Here is a 14,952-nt window from a genome sequence, read left to right on the forward strand (position 1 = left end):
CCCATGCTGAGTCCCGCACAGCGTCATATGATGCGGGTCTCTGCTGAAAAAGCCTCATCGCAGCGGGTCAGTGATCCGCTGCGTTCGGCACTGCCATACGGCCAGATGCTGATGAAGCTGCGCGGAGACCGCCAGATACTCAAATCCATTTATTCCGTTGAAGACAAAGCCCGACGCAAGCGCGACATGTTGCCAGCCTATGCGCCGTGGATTGCCGGTGTGCTGGCCAGCGATGCCGGAAATCAGGATGACGTCCTGATGACGATGTTGCAGTGGTCACTCGATGCGGGGGACATTCGCGGCACGTTCGACATGGCGCGCTATGCACTAAAACACGGTCTCAATGTGCCGAATAACAAGCGCCCGACGCCGTATTTATTTGCCGAAGATGTTGCGCTGGCCGCGATGCGCGCCCGCAGTGCCGGGCAGGCCGTCAGCGTTGATGACCTGCTGACCGTTATTGATATGACCCTCCCGCACGACATGCCGGATCCAGTGCGCGCCAAGCTGCACAAAATTACCGGTCTGGTACTGCGCGACAACGGCCTGCCCGAACAGGCGCTTATTCAGCTAAAACGCGCGATGCAGCTTGATAGCGTCGCTGGTGTGAAAAAAGACATAGAGCAACTGGAGAGGGCGCTGCGGCCAGTGGCGGTGACTGCGAAGCCTGATACCGCCCCGCGCAAAACCAAGCCTAGAGCCGCCCCGGCTAAGCGTGGTCGCCCGCGTAAGGCAAAGCCCGCCAGTTGTTAACAGAAAGCGCCCCGCGCCGGACGGCACGCAGGCCGATGCAGGTTTTTACCTCGTCTGACGCCTGCGTCCACCGTCCACCTATTTGAGGTTTGAACATGGATATTGTCATGACCGCAGCAGCGGCGAGCTCCACCGTAGTGATCCCCCCAGAGCAGGCGGTCATTCCCGTTATCACCAATACGTTCTTTTTCCCGGACGTTGACCCAAAACTGGTGAGCGAACGTATCCGCCTCGGTCACGTCGTGACGGATGAAAGACTGCGCGCCGCGATTAAGTCCGCAATGGCCGAGGTCAACGCCGAGCTTTATCTCTTCCGGGAGGCGCAGATCGAGGCAGGATTTAAAACGCTGGCGGATGTGCCCGCTGAAGCGCTCGACGGGGAAAGCGTGAAATGTTTCCACTACCTGAGCGCGGTCTGTGCAATGACTACCGCCGTGATTTATGAGCGTTACCGCAGCTATGACGCCAGCGCGAAGGGTGACAAAAAAGCCGATGCGCTGGAGGTGTCGGTGGATGACCAGTGGCGTGACATGCGCTGGCATTTGTCCCGGTTACAGGGGCAGGCGCGCGGCATGGTGAGCCAGCTCTGATGAAAGTTATCGCACAGCAGGGCGACACGCTCGACGCCCTGTGTTTTCGCTACTACGGGCGAACCGGGGGCGTCGTTGAGACGGTACTTACCGCGAATCCCGGTCTGGCTGAATTAGGCGAAGTCCTGCCGCACGGCACCACCGTGATTTTGCCAGACGTTGATACCGCCTCCACTTCTGAAACCGTCCAGCTATGGGACTGACGATGGAAAAAATATCTTCAATGTTTGCCTATGGGCTCGCGGCATTGCTGGCTTTTATCGGCGCGCTGACGCCGCAGGATTTCGCCTTTCTGGTGGGGGCTGCGGTGGCCGTGGGGACGTTTTTCGTTAACTGGTACTACCGGCGCAAAAGCTACAAATTGCTGGAGCGTAACGGCCTGAGTCAGAGGGTTTTCGATGAGCTCAATCGTTAAACGTTGCAGTGTGGCCATCGTGTTGGCGCTGGCCGCGCTGATGCCTGATTACCGGTTTGTCAAAACCTCCGCCGAGGGTCTGGCCATTATTGCCAACCTCGAAGGGTGCCGCCTAAATCCGTACCAGTGCAGCGCCGGAGTCTGGACATCTGGCATCGGCCACACTGCGGGGGTGAAGCCCGCGCAGAACATTACGGAGCAGGACGCTGCCCGTAATCTGATCGCTGACATCATCATGACGGAGCGTGCCGTGGATAAATGCATGCCGGTGACCATGCCGCAGCCAGTGTATGACGCCGTGATCAGTCTGGCGTTTAACATCGGCACGGGGGCGGCGTGTAAATCCACGCTGGCCTATTTCATCAGGCACGGTGAATGGTCGCAAGCCTGCCAGCAGCTCCCCCGCTGGGTGTATGTAAATGGCGTGTGGAATAAGGGACTCAACAACCGCCGGGCAGTTGAGCTGAAACATTGCATGAAGGGGGTGCCATGAAATACATCATGACGGTGTTAGTGCTCACGCTCGCGGGTGCGCTCTTTGCGTGGCGGGGAGCAAATCAGAAAGTAGCAGCGGCCAATCAGCACATTCAGCAATTAAAAACGACGCTGGAAGCCAGCGCGCTGGCCATCAGTGAGCTGAAAGCCAGCGGTCAGCGTAATGAGCGTGCGCTGCTTGTGCTCCGTCAGCAGGTTAATGCGGCGGGTACGCTGGCCGCGCTTCGGAATCAGACAATTACGAGGTTACTCAATGAAAATGAAGCGCTGCGCGGCTGGTTTCAGTCTCCTTTGCCTGATGACATTATCCGGCTGCACACCCGCCCCGCGTTCGATAAACCCGGCGATTATTTACGTTGGCTGTCCGAAAGTCAGCAGTTGTCCGATGCCGGGAAGCACCCCGAAAACCAACGGTGATTTAAGCGAAGACAATCGCCAACTGGAGAGCGCGCTGGTGAACTGTGCGTTGCAAGTCGAGACCGTTAAACAATGTCAGGAGTCACACGATGTTGAAGCCCGCCAGCCTGAAAAACGCGATCTTTAAGTCCGTTCCGTTGCTGCGTGATAACCCGGATATGCTGCACATGTTTGTTGATGGCGGCACGATTAATGCCACGCTGGCTACGTCGTTATCGTTTGAGAATCGCTACACGCTGGATATTGTCGTAACAGATTACACCGGGGATTTAAACCTGCTGATTGTGCCGGTGAACGTGTGGCTGCGTGAGCATCAGCCGGACATCATGACCACAGAGGAAGGGAAAAAACGCGGCTTCACCTACGTAGCAGATATTAATAACGACGACAGCAAAGACGTGCGCATGAGCCTGCAACTGACCGAGCGCACCATCGTCAAAGAGGCTGACCGCAGGCTCACTGTTACGCCACTGGATGAGCCCCCGTTACCGGTGCCGGTACACCGGCCAATGGAGCTGTATGTGCATGGTGAGCTTGTGAGTCAATGGGATGAATGAGCTCAAGCCCTTTGACGATAAGCTCGCCGGATTGCTGGCAAGCCTGTCCCCCGCTGGCCGTCGTAAGATGGCCGCTGAAATAGCCAAAAAGCTGCGAGCTAGCCAGCAGCAGCGCATCAAGCAACAAAAGGCACCGGACGGTACGCCCTACGCTAAGCGAAAGCGTCAGCCGGTCAGAGGTAAAAAGGGCAGGGTAAAGCGGGAAATGTTCGCCAAGCTGCGCACGGCGCGATACCTAAAAGCGAATGGCTCACCCGATGCGGCAGTGGTTGAGTTTGTTGGGAGGGTGCAGCGGATTGCGCGTATTCATCAGGAAGGGTTACGGGATAAGCCGAACCGTCACAGTAAGCCGGTGCAGTACGAAACCCGCCCTTTGTTGGGTTTCAGTACTGATGACCGTCAAATTATTGAAAGCACTATTCTCTTTCTTATGAGTTAAATGTTAGATATCTGAATCAAAAGAAATACTAATCTTCACTGCGTTCTTTAAGGTCGCAAACAATATTATTAAGTTTGTAAAAGTTTCTAGCTCCAATGAGTAGGACGAAACCTGATACGAGGAAAGTTATAATGAACGCTATGGCTATTTTTAGATCTCTTTCCTCTTTGGATATATAGTGTTTTAACTCTTCTTTTAGATCGACATCAGAAGTTGTTAGGTAATTACAAGCATCTTTTATGTATTGCGATTCATTTTCTTTTAATGTAGTACAGGCTTTTTTGTTGTAAGTTTTTTGATTCCCTGTATCGAGAATATTATAAGTCGATATCAATAATTTTGGCGTGTTTGCATCTGCATAGGAAGCGTAGCCATACTTAAAACTAGAAAGTGAGAGCAGCATCCCTAAACTAAAAATAATAAAAACAAAGGCTATTAACGAAGTAAAAAAAGTATCCCCACGAAGTTCGCGTTTAACTCCAACTTCGCCAAAATAGCCTGAAAACCATAACAACTTTCGTTTTATTATTTTATCCTTTAATGCATTATTCACTATAAGAGCATCATCAAGGGAACTGACATTAATACCATGTATTAATTTGAATAAATGGAGGTTGTGTAAGTCGTTGTCATATTTTATAAATCTCGCGTCAGTAAAGTTCAATCTAAATATTTTAGTAAATATTCGAATAAAGAAAGATATATCCGGAACCCTCACCCAAATAATCCATACTACTGCTAAAAATAGTAATATTTTAATGTATTGTGGTATGAATTCGATATTGAAAAACGCCATGTTCAGCTCCTTTGATTTTAAGATTAATATTTTCATTCTGGTGTTGCGTGTTTTTTGATGCTAGCACATGAGATTAATAAAGATACATATTTATCGTTAATTATTTTTTGAGGTATTAAATATATAATAATATTTATTTAAATGACTGCTTTTTTAAGGTTGTTGTGCTGCCTGTCAAATAACAATTCTGCATTGCTGACAGATCCCTCTGGCGGCATCCTTTACCTCATGAATACACTCGAAACCCTTTCCGAACTTGCGCGCGCCGTGCGCGACATTATCCGCATTGGCGTAGTTGCCGAAGTGGATACCACGCTGGGACTTTGTCGTGTCCAGTCTGGTGAGCTTGTAACTGACTGGCTGCACTGGCTTACGTCTCGCGCCGGTAGTTCGCGTACTTGGTGGGCACCTTCCGTAGGTGAGCAGGTTTTGCTGCTTTCACTTGGCGGTGAGCTTGATACCGGGTTCGTGCTGCCGGGCATTTATTCCAATGATTTCCCCGCGCCGTCGGTATCACCGCAGGCGTATCACGTCAGTTTTTCTGACGGTGCCGTGCTGGAGTACGAGCCGGAAACCGGCGCGCTGACCGTGAGCGGTATTCAGACCGCTGATATTTCCGCTGCAACGTCAATCAGTGCCACCGCGCCGAATGTCACCGTCACGGCCAGCAGCAAAATCACGTTTGATACGCCGGAGGTGGTGTGTACGAACAAGCTGACCACCGGCTCATTAGAGGTGAAAAAAGGCGGTGCGATGAAAGGCAATATTGCGCACAGCGGCGGCGCGTTTACCTCCAACGGTGTGCAGGTTGATACCCACACACACGGCGGCGTCCAGACGGGTGGCGGAAACACCGGTAAACCGAATTGATAGCAGAGGTTTTGATAATGACTAACGCGAAATATCTCGGCATGTCACGCCAGTCAGGGCGCTCGGTTGAAGACATGGCGCACATCAACCAGTCAGTCAGTGACATCTTGCGAACGCCCATAGGCTCTCGGGTCATGCGCCGAAATTATGGCTCGCTGCTTTCCGCGCTGACCGACCAGCCACAAAACGCGGCGCTGCGGTTGCAAATCATGGCCGCGTGTTATTCGGCGATCCTTCGCTGGGAACCGCGCGTCAGCCTGACCGGCATCACCTTTGAAACCACTTACAGCGGGGAGATGGTGGTCAATATTACCGGCAACCGCACGGATTCCCCCGGCAGTTTCTCTTCTTCCATCTCACTGAGTTAACACTATGGCCACGATTGATTTAAGCCTGCTCCCCGCGCCGGATGTGGTCGAGGAGTTGGACTATGAAACCCTCTTTGAAGAGCGTAAAGCGACGTTGCTCTCCCTGTATGACGAAAGCGAACGTGAAGCCGTCGCACGTACCCTGTCGCTCGAATCGGAGCCGATTGTGAAGCTGTTGCAGGAAAATGCCTACCGTGAGGTAATTTTGCGTCAGCGTGTCAACGAGGCGGCGCGCGCCAATATGCTGGCCTACGCCACCGGCGCTGACCTCGACCAGCTCGGCGCAAACTATAACGTTGCGCGGCTGGTTATCACTGAGGCTGATGATACGGTGCTGCCGCCGGTTGCCGAGGTGCTGGAAAGTGACAGTGATTTTCGTGTGCGTATTCAGCAGGCTTTTGAGGGTCTGAGCGTGGCCGGTTCAACGGGCGCTTATCAGTTCCATGGCCGCAGTGCTGACGGTCGGGTTGCGGACGTGTCAGTGATTAGCCCGGAACCTGCCAGCGTGACGATTTCTGTGCTGTCGCGTGAGGGAGGCGGCGCGGCCAGCGCGGAGCTTATCGCGATTGTGAATGCGGCGCTCAACGCCGAAGACGTGCGCCCGGTGGCTGACCGCGTGACCGTACAGTCAGCAAAGATTGTGCCATATCAGATTATTGCCGAGCTCTACGTTTATCCGGGGCCTGAATTAGAGCCCGTCAGGCTGGCCGCAGCCGATAAGCTTAACGCTTACACGCTGGCACAGCACCGGCTGGGGCGTGATATCCGTCTCTCGGCTATCTATGCCGCGCTGCATGTTGAAGGTGTTCAACGTGTCGAGCTCACGCAGCCGCTGGCCGATATCGTACTGGATGACACGCAGGCGTCATATTGCACTGAGTCCTCCATCACTATCGGGGGCACCGATGAGTAATGTGCGCCTGTTACCTGTGGGTTCTTCTCCGCTGGAGGTTGCCGCCGCTGCGGCGTGCGCCGAGCTGACCGCTGTCCCGGTGCCGCTGCGTGATTTATGGAACCCGCAGACCTGTCCGGCGAAGTTTTTGCCTTATCTCGCATGGGCGTTTTCGGTTGACCGTTGGGACGAAAGCTGGCCGGAGGCAACAAAACGCGGCGTGATCCAGTCAGCTTATTTTATTCATACCCATAAAGGCACCATCAGCGCAATCCGCCGGGTGGTTGAGCCGCTGGGGTACGTCATCAATATTTCTGAGTGGTGGGAAACCAACAGCCCGCCCGGCACGTTTCGCCTCGATATCGGTGTACTGGAAAGCGGCATCACCGAAGAAATGTATCAGGAGATGGAGCGGCTCATTGCGGATGCGAAACCCGCCAGTCGCCACCTTGAGACGCTGACGATTATTCAGGATATCCCCGGCCATATTTTTGTCGGCGCGCTTTCTTACGACGGCGACGTCATCACCGTTTATCCGGCCTAAGCAGAGGAGCATTCATGGCGACTTATAAAGCATTACTGACTACCGCCGGAGCGGCCAAAATCGCCGCCGCCACGGCGGGCGGAACTCAGGTGAACATCACACGTATGGCCGTCGGTGACGGGGGCGGTAAGCTCCCGACGCCTGACCCAAAACAAACCAAGCTGGTTAATGAGGTTTATCGCGCCAATCTCAACCGGCTGAGCATCGATGCCAAAAACAGTAATTATCTGGTGGCCGAGCTGGTGATTCAGCCCGACGTCGGCGGCTTCTGGATGCGTGAAATGGGCTTATATGATGCTGACGGCGTGCTGGTTGCTGTCAGTAATATGGCTGAAAGCTATAAACCCCAACTGGCCGAAGGGTCAGGCCGGTTACAGACGCTGCGCATGGTGCTTATCGTCAGTGAAATTGATGCCGTAGCGCTGAGCATTGATGGCTCTACCGTGATGGCCACAAAAGACTATGTTGACGATAAGTTGGCCGCACATGAAAAATCCCGTAACCATCCCGACGGTACGCTGACGGCAAAAGGTTTTGTGCAGCTTAACAGCTCGGTCAGCAGTACCAGTGAAACGCTGGCGGCGACGCCAAAGGCGGTGAAAGCGGCCAACGACAATGCCAACACCCGCGTGCCGTCCACCCGCAAGGTGAACAATAAAGTGCTGAGCACTGACATTACCCTGACGGCGGCGGACGTGGGGGCACTTGCTTCAACCGGCGGCGTGGTTACTGGCGAAATCAAAGGTACCTCTGCGGTATTTTCCGGCTCACTAACACAACGGGAAAACATCGCAAGTTATCGACAACTGATCTCCAGAGCAGATGCGTTTTCAGCATACACAACGTATAACCGGCTTGATCAGGTGGAAGGGATGCGACCCGGCTCAGTGATCGCTGTTGGCGATATTGCCGCCCGCCTTACAACAGCGGCGGGTGATCCATACGGTCGTATTCTCGCCGGGGTGAGTTTTCAGTACAACACCACCGGCGGCGGAAGGTTAGTGCTCAATGCCAGAAATGACGCGGGAGTAGTTAAATCCTCTTTAACGTTAGATGGTGATAGCGCCAATGCGACGTTTACGGGTGACACCGAATTTAAAGGATTAGTGAGATTCAGCCGCCATGATGGTGCGTGTGAATTCAGCTCGTCAGATGCTGTACATCCATTGATCTCGGTGAACTATTCAGGCGCGGGGAATTTCGGCTTTTGGGATACCACTAACGGCAGGTGGATCCTGCGAAAAAGAGCGTCAAACCTGACAACGGGTAACGCAGATAATTGGGTGATAGACAGCGGCCTTGAAATCGCCGGTGCGTATGGCCTGACGTTATCGACGGCGCTGCCTGTTTCCAGCGGCGGCACGGGTGCCAAAACCGCAGCGGATGCAGTAAAAAATCTCGGTGCGCTCCCTGCTAACGGCACAGCCGTGGCGGCAACCAAATTAGCCACGGCGCGAAAAATTGCCGGTGTGGCGTTTGACGGCACGAAAGATATCAGTATCAGTGCACGAAACGTCGACGCACTACCCTCGGGCGGCACTGCTGTTGCAGCGACTAAACTCGCCACCGCCCGCAAGATTGCCGGTGTAGCCTTTGACGGCACCAAAGACATCAATCTCACCAACTCGAGTGTCGGGCTTGGGAATGTCGGGAATTTTGCCGCCGTTCAGCAAGGCGGCGGTGTCGGTATGGGTACGAATAAAATCTATATCGGCTGGACGGGGGCGAAGGTAAAAATTCAGGTAGACGCCTCTGATATGGGGGAGGTTTACACAACGCAGAACAAACCGCCTTTTGTTGACGCTTATTCTAAGACTGAAAGTAATGCGCATTATATTGCGCGTGACAGCGTCAAAACTGCCGGATTTGCGAGCGGAAACGTGGCCAATCCCTATATGCGGCATGAGGCAAGTGACGCTGTGGTTTATCTTGCGGATCGCAACTGGTCAGACTCTCGCTTTATTTATGACGTGCAGCGCGGCAGTCAGGCGCTGGTGAATGCAGGCTGGACTGCTCACCAAAACTGGGAAGCACCGACGGGGTGTTTTATGACGGGCTTAAACATCCGTCCTGACTTGGGTGACTGCCGCATGATGGGCAAATATTACCGTGCGTTAATGGTACGAACGGCGAGTGGAAGCTGGCGACAGGTGGGTAACTAATATGATTACGTTCAAAAATATCAAAATCTCAAAGCAAGTTTTTGAAGAGGGTTTGGCCGTCCCCGTTCTCTATTTCGAAGATGAAAACGGTAATGATTGGTACACATTACGCGATGAGAAATGGGCGGGTAAAAATGCATTTATTGCCGTGGGTCAGGACGGATTTATTAATACATGGTCGGAGAACCCTAACTTTTTAACGTTATCAGAAGGTGTGAGTGTTTATGAAGTTTCAGCTAAAAATTTACCGGCAGATATTGGCCAGCAAACCTACGGCTATCAGGACGGGACATTTATTAAGTTCGAGCCGGTAGCGTCAGAAGTGGCTGAGAAAAAAAGAAATGATTTACTGAGCAAAGCGGCCATAGCCATTGCGCCTTTACAGGATGCTGTAGACATCGATGACGCAACAGAAGCTGAACTGCAAGAGCTTAAAGCATGGAAAACTTGCCGTGTTGCTCTTAACAGGCTGGATTTGACCAGTGCTACTGATATCACTTGGCCAGAGCTACCCGGCAAAAAAATCGAAAATACCGATACGGTTAATTGAGTTGCATTTAATGTATCGATCGGGGATACCGATCGGTTTCGCTTAAACGATCTGTGATAACTATTTGATAGCTTGCCAGAAATGGCGAAGGATATCGGAAAAATTTTACGGAGGTTTTAAATGGAACTCACGCAGCAGGAAACTGAAATCATTGCGGGATTTTTGGCTGAGAACTGGGCGGCGTTTTCGCAGTCTGCTGAAGAGGTCATGTCAGTATGTGCCCTGCATCGTCTGGCCGAAAAACTGGGGTTGGAAAGTGCCTGATTATCCGTTCTGCCATTGAGTCTGACCATCGCCCCGTAAGGGGCTTTTTTACGCCTGTTGTACCCTGAACCTCCCAACGCTCACCGCTCGCCCTGACTTCTGTTAAACAACAAAATGACCTTGCCTATTTTAACGGAGTTAAGCCGATGAGTGATTTTCACCACGGCGTGCAGGTCGTCGAAATCAACGACGGAACGCGCGTCATTACCACCGTATCCACGGCCATTATTGGCATGGTCTGCACGGCCAACGATGCTGACGAAAAAGTTTTTCCTCTTAACACACCGGTGTTAATCACCGATGTGATCGCCGCGCAGGGCAAGGCGGGGAAAACCGGCACGCTGTTACCGGCGCTGACAGCCATTGGCGACCAGTGCAAACCGGTCACCGTCGTGGTGCGCGTGGCTCAGTCAGAAAACGAAGACGAGGAAGCCGCCGCTGCCGAAACCCTTTCTAACATCATCGGCGGGGCTGATGAGAATGGTCAGTATACGGGCATGAAAGCTTTGCTTACCGCCGAAGCGGCCACTGGCGTAAAACCGCGCATTCTCGGCGTGCCGGGGCTGGACTCGCAGGCAGTAGCCACGGCGCTGGCCACGGTTTGTCAGTCGCTGCGCGCGTTCGGTTATATCAGCGCGTGGGAATGTAAAACCCTCTCTGATGCCATTAAGTACCGTGACAATTTCAGCCAGCGTGAGCTGATGCTTATCTGGCCTGATTTTATTTCATGGGACACCAAACTAAACGCCAGCTCTACCGCCTACGCCACGGCGCGCGCGTTAGGTCTGCGCGCCAAAATAGACCAAAACACCGGCTGGCATAAAACCCTGTCAAACGTTGGCGTTAATGGCGTGACCGGTATCAGCGCCTCGGTGTTTTGGGATTTGCAGGCATCCGGCACCGATGCTGACCTGCTCAATGAGGCCGGTGTTACGACGCTGGTGCGTAAAGACGGCTTCCGCTTTTGGGGTAACCGCACCTGTTCTGATGACCCGCTTTTCCTGTTTGAGAACTACACCCGCACCGCGCAGGTGCTGGCTGACACGATGGCCGAAGCGCATATGTGGGCGGTGGATAAACCGATGACCGCCTCGCTTATACGCGACATCATCGACGGCATCAACGCCAAATTCCGTGAGCTCAAATCGAATGGCTACATCATTGACGGCACCTGCTGGTTTGATGAATCGGCCAACGATAAAGACACCCTGAAAGCCGGGAAACTTTATATCGATTATGACTACACGCCGGTGCCGCCGCTGGAGAGCCTGACCCTGCGTCAGCGCATCACGGACACCTACCTCGTTAATCTGGCCGCATCCGTCAACAGCTAAGGGCAATCGCAATGGCACTTCCTCGCAAACTGAAATACCTCAATCTGTTTAACGACGGTCTGAGCTACATGGGCGTAGTGCAGTCAGTCACGCTGCCCAAGCTGACCCGCAAGCTTGAGAACTATCGCGGCGGCGGCATGAACGGCTCCGCGCCGGTGGATTTTGGGCTGGACGACGACGCGCTGACCGTTGAGTGGTCAATGGGCGGGCTCCCGGATGCAACCCTGTGGGCGCAGTATGCCGCCGCCGGTGCGGCAGATGTGCCGCTGCGTTTTGCCGGATCATTCCAGCGTGACGACACCGGCGATACTTCTGCCGTGGAAATCGTCATGCGGGGGCGTCACAAAGAAATCGACACCGGCGACATGAAACAGGGCGAAGACACCGAAAGCAAAATCACCACGCAGTGTACGTATTACAAGCTGGTGATTGACGGTAATACGCTGATTGAAATCGACACCGTGAACATGGTCGAAATCGTTAACGGCACCGACATGCTGGAAAAACACCGCCGCAATATCGGCCTGTAATTACCGCGTGGCCGGTGAACGCTGGCCACGCCCACAACCTGACGTGGAGATAATCTGATGAGCAATAAAGACCTGAATACCGCCGACGAAAACACCAACGTCGTGACGCTGGATAAACCCCTCAAGCGCGGCGAAACCCTGATTGATTCGGTGACGGTTATCCGTCCCACTGCCGGAGCATTGCGCGGCGTCGGTCTGGCTGACGTGGCTAATGCACAAGTTGATGCGCTGCTGGTGGTACTGCCGCGCATCACCTACCCGAGCCTGACAAAAGAAGAGTGTAACGCGCTGGAACTGCCAGACCTTGTGGCGCTGGCGGGCAAGGTGATTGGTTTTTTATCGCCGAATTCGGAACTCTGACGTTCCCGCCCCGCTTTGGGGTAGATGACCTGATGGCTGACGTGGCGGTGGTCTTTCACTGGCCACCGTCAGAGCTCTATCCGATGAGCCCCGCCGAGCTCGCACAATGGCGCGCAAAGGCAATCGAACGAAGTGGACACGCCAATGAGTAACGTTAAGTTGCAGGTTCTGCTCAAGGCCGTTGACCAAGCAAGTCGCCCGTTTAAATCCATCCAGACAGCGAGTAAATCGCTGTCCGGGGATATCCGAAATACCCAAAACTCCCTCAAATCCCTGAACGCCCAAGCCGGGCGTATTGAGGGTTTTCGTAAAACGAGCGGTCAGCTTGCCGTAACCGGCCAGTCTCTCAAAATTGCAAAACAGGAAGCCGCCGCGCTGGCTGTCCAGTTTAAAAACACCACCAACCCGACGCGGGCGCAGGCCAAGGCGCTGGAAGATGCCAAGCGCGCCGCGTCTGACCTGCAAATCAAATACAACGGACTGCGGCAATCAGTGCAGCGTCAGCGTCAGGAACTGGCGCAGGCCGGGATCAATACGCGCACGCTGTCAGCCGATGAGCGCCGCCTGAAAACCTCAGTCAGTGAGACTACGGCACAGCTCAATCGCCAGCGCGATGCGCTTGCCCGCGTCAGCGCGCAGCAGGCCAGACTCGGTACGGTAAAAAAGCGCTATGACTCCGGCAAGCAGTTAGCCGCCGGTGCGCGCGGGGCGGGCATGGCTGGGGTCGGTGTGGCCGCTGCCGGGCTGTATGGGGAAGCCCGGTTTATTGCGCCGGGCATTGGTTTTGATAAACAGATGTCAGGCACGCAGGCCATTCTTGGCCTTGATAAGGGGGATGAAAAACTCGGTCAAGTTCGTAAGCAGGCGCGTGATATCGGCGCGACAACGGCGTTTTCTCCGGGCGACGTTGCCCGCACGCAGACCACGCTTGCCCGCTCGGGCTATGACGCCGATTCAGTGCTGGCCGCAACGGGATCCACCGTTAACCTGAGCCTTGCGGCGGATGTCGATATTGCCGAAGCCGCCGACATTATCACCAATATGCAATCGGCGTTTAACCTGCCGACCACGGAAATTCAGCGCGTAGCGGACGTGATGACCAAGGGGTTTACCTCGTCAAATACCGGGCTGATTGAGCTTGGCGAAGCGATGAAATACGTCGCGCCCATTGCTGAGGCGGCGGGTGCCAGCATTGAAGACACGACGGCCATGCTCGGCGTGATGGCGGATAACGGGATTAAAGGGTCGATGGCCGGTACGGGTGCAAGCGCTATTTTCAGCCGTCTGCAAGCCCCCGTTGGTCAGGCTCCGGCGGCGCTTAATGAGCTGGGTATTAAAACCCGAGACGCAAAAGGCAACATGCTGCCGGTGGTAGGGATCCTCCAGTCGATTGACCGGTCTTTTAAAAAGAACAAACTCGGCACCGCGCAGCAGGCTGAATACCTGAAAGTTATCTTTGGTGAAGAGGCCATGAAGGGTGCGGTCAAGCTGGTGGCCGCTGCGGGTAACGGCAACCTTGCTGAGAAGCAAGGCGCGATTAAAAACTCTACGGGCACCACGGAGCGTATCGCCAAAGTCCAGACCGACAACCTCGACGGGGATTTAAAAAACCTCGCATCGGCATGGGAAGATTTACAGATTGAGGTTTTCGAGAAACAGGATAAGACCCTGCGCCGCCTGACCACCTCGGCCACCGAGTGGTTAGGGAAAATCGGGGCATGGACGAAAGCCAATCCAGAGCTGACGAAAACACTTTTTGCTGTGGCCTCGGGTGCGTTGGCCATCATCGGCGTACTGGGCGGAATTGGTCTTATCGCGTGGCCGGTGATAGCGGGCATTAATGCGATTATCGCCGTCGCCGGTACGCTCGGGGTGATATTCAGCACGGCGGGAACGGCCATTGTCACTGCGCTGGGCGCAATAACATGGCCAGTGCTGGCCGTCGGCGCGCTGTTCGTCGCTGCGGCTCTGCTAATCCGTAAATACTGGGAACCTATCAGCGCCTTTTTCTCCGGCGTGGTTGAGGGTTTGGGCGTTGCCTTTGAGCCTATCAAAGAGCTTTTTGCGCCGCTTAAGCCGGTATTTGACGGCTTGGGGCAGATGCTTAAAAAAACATGGCAGTGGTTCAAGGAGTTAATTGCGCCGGTGAAATCCACGCAGGAAACGCTGGAAAGTTGCAAAAATGCCGGGGTGCTGTTTGGTCAGGCCGTGGCTAATGCGCTCACTGCACCTTTGCAGGTATTCAACAAACTGCGTCGCGGCGTTGACTGGTTGCTGGAAAAGCTCGGGCTTATCAAGGGTGAGTCTGAGGATATCGACAAAGCCGCAGACAAGGCAGAGCAGCGAGCTAAATCAGAGGGCGGTAATTCAGAGGCCGCAAGTTCAGAACCGTACCAGCCGCCGGGCGGTAATTTTGGATTCAGTTACGGCTACGTGCCGGTGTCGGCGGGTGGTGGGCGTTCTTATACCGACAACAGCAAAAATAGTTATCAGATTTCCGTCGGTGCCGGTATGGGCGCACAGGATACCAGTCGTCAGGTGATGGATGCGCTGGATGCCCGAGAACGCCAGCGGCGTGCAGATTTACGCTCACGGCTGGGTTATGACTAAGGAGAT

General features: G+C 54.1%; 22 protein-coding genes. 21 read left to right on the forward strand and 1 reads right to left on the reverse strand.

What is annotated here, in order from left to right; all coding sequences use genetic code 11:
• Positions 1-3: 3 nt before the first annotated feature.
• From gpM to J1784_RS19345, 9 genes are all read left to right on the forward strand, one after another.
• Positions 4-753 carry a phage terminase small subunit gene (gpM, locus tag J1784_RS19310; protein WP_217150537.1) on the forward strand — a complete coding sequence of 250 codons (750 nt, stop codon included), beginning with the start codon at positions 4-6 and terminating at the stop codon, positions 751-753.
• Positions 754-848: 95 nt separating this feature from the next.
• Positions 849-1,343: a head completion/stabilization protein gene (locus J1784_RS19315; protein ID WP_112151133.1), complete on the forward strand. Its 495-nt coding sequence runs from the start codon at positions 849-851 to the stop codon at positions 1,341-1,343.
• Positions 1,343-1,546 (forward strand): tail protein X, encoded by a 204-nt coding sequence (locus J1784_RS19320; RefSeq protein WP_015689595.1) that lies wholly within the window; start codon positions 1,343-1,345, stop codon positions 1,544-1,546. Before J1784_RS19315 ends, J1784_RS19320 begins: the two co-directional genes overlap by 1 nt.
• Positions 1,547-1,548: 2 nt before the next feature.
• On the forward strand, positions 1,549-1,758 hold the full coding sequence (locus J1784_RS19325; protein WP_015696635.1) for an HP1 family phage holin: 210 nt from the start codon (positions 1,549-1,551) through the stop codon (positions 1,756-1,758).
• Positions 1,742-2,251 (forward strand): lysozyme, encoded by a 510-nt coding sequence (locus J1784_RS19330; RefSeq protein ID WP_217150538.1) that lies wholly within the window; start codon positions 1,742-1,744, stop codon positions 2,249-2,251. The genes J1784_RS19325 and J1784_RS19330 overlap by 17 nt, the downstream gene beginning before the upstream one ends.
• Positions 2,248-2,670, forward strand: coding sequence for an Rz-like lysis system protein LysB (gene lysB / locus J1784_RS26545; RefSeq protein ID WP_238485615.1), 423 nt, complete (start codon positions 2,248-2,250; stop codon positions 2,668-2,670). Before J1784_RS19330 ends, lysB begins: the two co-directional genes overlap by 4 nt.
• Positions 2,552-2,797 carry an Rz1-like lysis system protein LysC gene (gene lysC / locus J1784_RS19335; protein ID WP_238485616.1) on the forward strand — a complete coding sequence of 82 codons (246 nt, stop codon included), beginning with the start codon at positions 2,552-2,554 and terminating at the stop codon, positions 2,795-2,797. Before lysB ends, lysC begins: the two co-directional genes overlap by 119 nt.
• Positions 2,760-3,227 carry a phage tail protein gene (locus J1784_RS19340; RefSeq protein ID WP_217150540.1) on the forward strand — a complete coding sequence of 156 codons (468 nt, stop codon included), beginning with the start codon at positions 2,760-2,762 and terminating at the stop codon, positions 3,225-3,227. Before lysC ends, J1784_RS19340 begins: the two co-directional genes overlap by 38 nt.
• Positions 3,220-3,666, forward strand: coding sequence for a phage virion morphogenesis protein (locus J1784_RS19345; protein WP_217150541.1), 447 nt, complete (start codon positions 3,220-3,222; stop codon positions 3,664-3,666). Before J1784_RS19340 ends, J1784_RS19345 begins: the two co-directional genes overlap by 8 nt.
• 28 nt (positions 3,667-3,694) lie before the next feature.
• On the opposite strand, the gene J1784_RS19350 is transcribed toward J1784_RS19345, so the two are convergent.
• Positions 3,695-4,462, reverse strand: coding sequence for a hypothetical protein (locus J1784_RS19350; protein ID WP_217150542.1), 768 nt, complete (start codon positions 4,460-4,462; stop codon positions 3,695-3,697).
• A 228-nt stretch (positions 4,463-4,690) separates the two neighbouring features.
• Here J1784_RS19350 and J1784_RS19355 point away from each other — a divergent pair, with 228 nt between their 5' ends.
• The 12 genes from J1784_RS19355 (at position 4,691) to J1784_RS19415 (ending at position 14,946) form a co-directional block, all read left to right on the forward strand.
• Entirely contained in the window at positions 4,691-5,332 is a 642-nt protein-coding gene (locus J1784_RS19355) for a phage baseplate assembly protein V (RefSeq protein WP_217150543.1), read from the forward strand.
• Positions 5,333-5,349: 17 nt separating this feature from the next.
• On the forward strand, positions 5,350-5,700 hold the full coding sequence (locus J1784_RS19360; protein ID WP_217150544.1) for a GPW/gp25 family protein: 351 nt from the start codon (positions 5,350-5,352) through the stop codon (positions 5,698-5,700).
• A 4-nt stretch (positions 5,701-5,704) separates the two neighbouring features.
• Positions 5,705-6,613, forward strand: coding sequence for a baseplate assembly protein (locus J1784_RS19365; RefSeq protein ID WP_217150545.1), 909 nt, complete (start codon positions 5,705-5,707; stop codon positions 6,611-6,613).
• On the forward strand, positions 6,606-7,136 hold the full coding sequence (locus J1784_RS19370; protein ID WP_112287333.1) for a phage tail protein I: 531 nt from the start codon (positions 6,606-6,608) through the stop codon (positions 7,134-7,136). The genes J1784_RS19365 and J1784_RS19370 overlap by 8 nt, the downstream gene beginning before the upstream one ends.
• A 14-nt stretch (positions 7,137-7,150) precedes the next feature.
• The gene (locus tag J1784_RS26550) at positions 7,151-9,298 is read left to right on the forward strand and encodes a phage tail protein (protein WP_238485617.1); all 2,148 of its coding nucleotides are present in this window, start codon (positions 7,151-7,153) and stop codon (positions 9,296-9,298) included.
• 1 nt (position 9,299) lies between these two features.
• Positions 9,300-9,848 (forward strand): tail fiber assembly protein, encoded by a 549-nt coding sequence (locus tag J1784_RS19385; RefSeq protein ID WP_217150546.1) that lies wholly within the window; start codon positions 9,300-9,302, stop codon positions 9,846-9,848.
• A gap of 120 nt (positions 9,849-9,968) precedes the next feature.
• Positions 9,969-10,112: a hypothetical protein gene (locus J1784_RS19390; RefSeq protein WP_217150547.1), complete on the forward strand. Its 144-nt coding sequence runs from the start codon at positions 9,969-9,971 to the stop codon at positions 10,110-10,112.
• A gap of 146 nt (positions 10,113-10,258) precedes the next feature.
• Positions 10,259-11,446 (forward strand): phage tail sheath protein, encoded by a 1,188-nt coding sequence (locus tag J1784_RS19395; RefSeq protein ID WP_217150548.1) that lies wholly within the window; start codon positions 10,259-10,261, stop codon positions 11,444-11,446.
• An 11-nt stretch (positions 11,447-11,457) separates the two neighbouring features.
• A complete protein-coding gene (locus J1784_RS19400) occupies positions 11,458-11,976 on the forward strand; it encodes a phage major tail tube protein (protein ID WP_217150549.1) in 519 nt (172 codons plus the stop codon).
• Between the two features lie 57 nt (positions 11,977-12,033).
• On the forward strand, positions 12,034-12,336 hold the full coding sequence (locus J1784_RS19405; RefSeq protein ID WP_217150550.1) for a phage tail assembly protein: 303 nt from the start codon (positions 12,034-12,036) through the stop codon (positions 12,334-12,336).
• Between the two features lie 32 nt (positions 12,337-12,368).
• Positions 12,369-12,488, forward strand: a complete 120-nt coding sequence (locus J1784_RS19410; protein WP_198659659.1) for a GpE family phage tail protein — start codon at positions 12,369-12,371, stop codon at positions 12,486-12,488.
• Complete coding sequence (locus tag J1784_RS19415) at positions 12,481-14,946, forward strand: phage tail tape measure protein (RefSeq protein ID WP_217150551.1); 2,466 nt, start codon at positions 12,481-12,483, stop codon at positions 14,944-14,946. The genes J1784_RS19410 and J1784_RS19415 overlap by 8 nt, the downstream gene beginning before the upstream one ends.
• The last annotated feature ends 6 nt before the right edge of the window (positions 14,947-14,952 follow it).

Origin of the sequence: Rahnella ecdela, assembly GCF_019049625.1 — a bacterium.
GTDB classification, from domain to species: Bacteria; Pseudomonadota; Gammaproteobacteria; order Enterobacterales; family Enterobacteriaceae; genus Rahnella; species Rahnella ecdela.

What these genes read in the sequence shown, in the direction of transcription:
- gpM (WP_217150537.1), top strand. Translation starts at nt 4, where the DNA reads ATGCTGAGTCCCGCACAGCGTCATATGATGCGGGTCTCTGCTGAAAAA.
- J1784_RS19345 (WP_217150541.1), top strand. Translation starts at nt 3,220, where the DNA reads ATGAATGAGCTCAAGCCCTTTGACGATAAGCTCGCCGGATTGCTGGCA.
- lysC (WP_238485616.1), top strand. Translation starts at nt 2,552, where the DNA reads ATGACATTATCCGGCTGCACACCCGCCCCGCGTTCGATAAACCCGGCG.
- J1784_RS19355 (WP_217150543.1), top strand. Translation starts at nt 4,691, where the DNA reads ATGAATACACTCGAAACCCTTTCCGAACTTGCGCGCGCCGTGCGCGAC.
- lysB (WP_238485615.1), top strand. Translation starts at nt 2,248, where the DNA reads ATGAAATACATCATGACGGTGTTAGTGCTCACGCTCGCGGGTGCGCTC.
- J1784_RS19400 (WP_217150549.1), top strand. Translation starts at nt 11,458, where the DNA reads ATGGCACTTCCTCGCAAACTGAAATACCTCAATCTGTTTAACGACGGT.
- J1784_RS19350 (WP_217150542.1), bottom strand. Translation starts at nt 4,462, where the DNA reads ATGGCGTTTTTCAATATCGAATTCATACCACAATACATTAAAATATTA.
- J1784_RS19390 (WP_217150547.1), top strand. Translation starts at nt 9,969, where the DNA reads ATGGAACTCACGCAGCAGGAAACTGAAATCATTGCGGGATTTTTGGCT.
- J1784_RS19360 (WP_217150544.1), top strand. Translation starts at nt 5,350, where the DNA reads ATGACTAACGCGAAATATCTCGGCATGTCACGCCAGTCAGGGCGCTCG.
- J1784_RS19415 (WP_217150551.1), top strand. Translation starts at nt 12,481, where the DNA reads ATGAGTAACGTTAAGTTGCAGGTTCTGCTCAAGGCCGTTGACCAAGCA.
- J1784_RS19405 (WP_217150550.1), top strand. Translation starts at nt 12,034, where the DNA reads ATGAGCAATAAAGACCTGAATACCGCCGACGAAAACACCAACGTCGTG.
- J1784_RS19370 (WP_112287333.1), top strand. Translation starts at nt 6,606, where the DNA reads ATGAGTAATGTGCGCCTGTTACCTGTGGGTTCTTCTCCGCTGGAGGTT.
- J1784_RS19320 (WP_015689595.1), top strand. Translation starts at nt 1,343, where the DNA reads ATGAAAGTTATCGCACAGCAGGGCGACACGCTCGACGCCCTGTGTTTT.
- J1784_RS19340 (WP_217150540.1), top strand. Translation starts at nt 2,760, where the DNA reads ATGTTGAAGCCCGCCAGCCTGAAAAACGCGATCTTTAAGTCCGTTCCG.
- J1784_RS19365 (WP_217150545.1), top strand. Translation starts at nt 5,705, where the DNA reads ATGGCCACGATTGATTTAAGCCTGCTCCCCGCGCCGGATGTGGTCGAG.
- J1784_RS19385 (WP_217150546.1), top strand. Translation starts at nt 9,300, where the DNA reads ATGATTACGTTCAAAAATATCAAAATCTCAAAGCAAGTTTTTGAAGAG.
- J1784_RS19395 (WP_217150548.1), top strand. Translation starts at nt 10,259, where the DNA reads ATGAGTGATTTTCACCACGGCGTGCAGGTCGTCGAAATCAACGACGGA.
- J1784_RS19325 (WP_015696635.1), top strand. Translation starts at nt 1,549, where the DNA reads ATGGAAAAAATATCTTCAATGTTTGCCTATGGGCTCGCGGCATTGCTG.
- J1784_RS19315 (WP_112151133.1), top strand. Translation starts at nt 849, where the DNA reads ATGGATATTGTCATGACCGCAGCAGCGGCGAGCTCCACCGTAGTGATC.
- J1784_RS19410 (WP_198659659.1), top strand. Translation starts at nt 12,369, where the DNA reads ATGGCTGACGTGGCGGTGGTCTTTCACTGGCCACCGTCAGAGCTCTAT.
- J1784_RS26550 (WP_238485617.1), top strand. Translation starts at nt 7,151, where the DNA reads ATGGCGACTTATAAAGCATTACTGACTACCGCCGGAGCGGCCAAAATC.
- J1784_RS19330 (WP_217150538.1), top strand. Translation starts at nt 1,742, where the DNA reads ATGAGCTCAATCGTTAAACGTTGCAGTGTGGCCATCGTGTTGGCGCTG.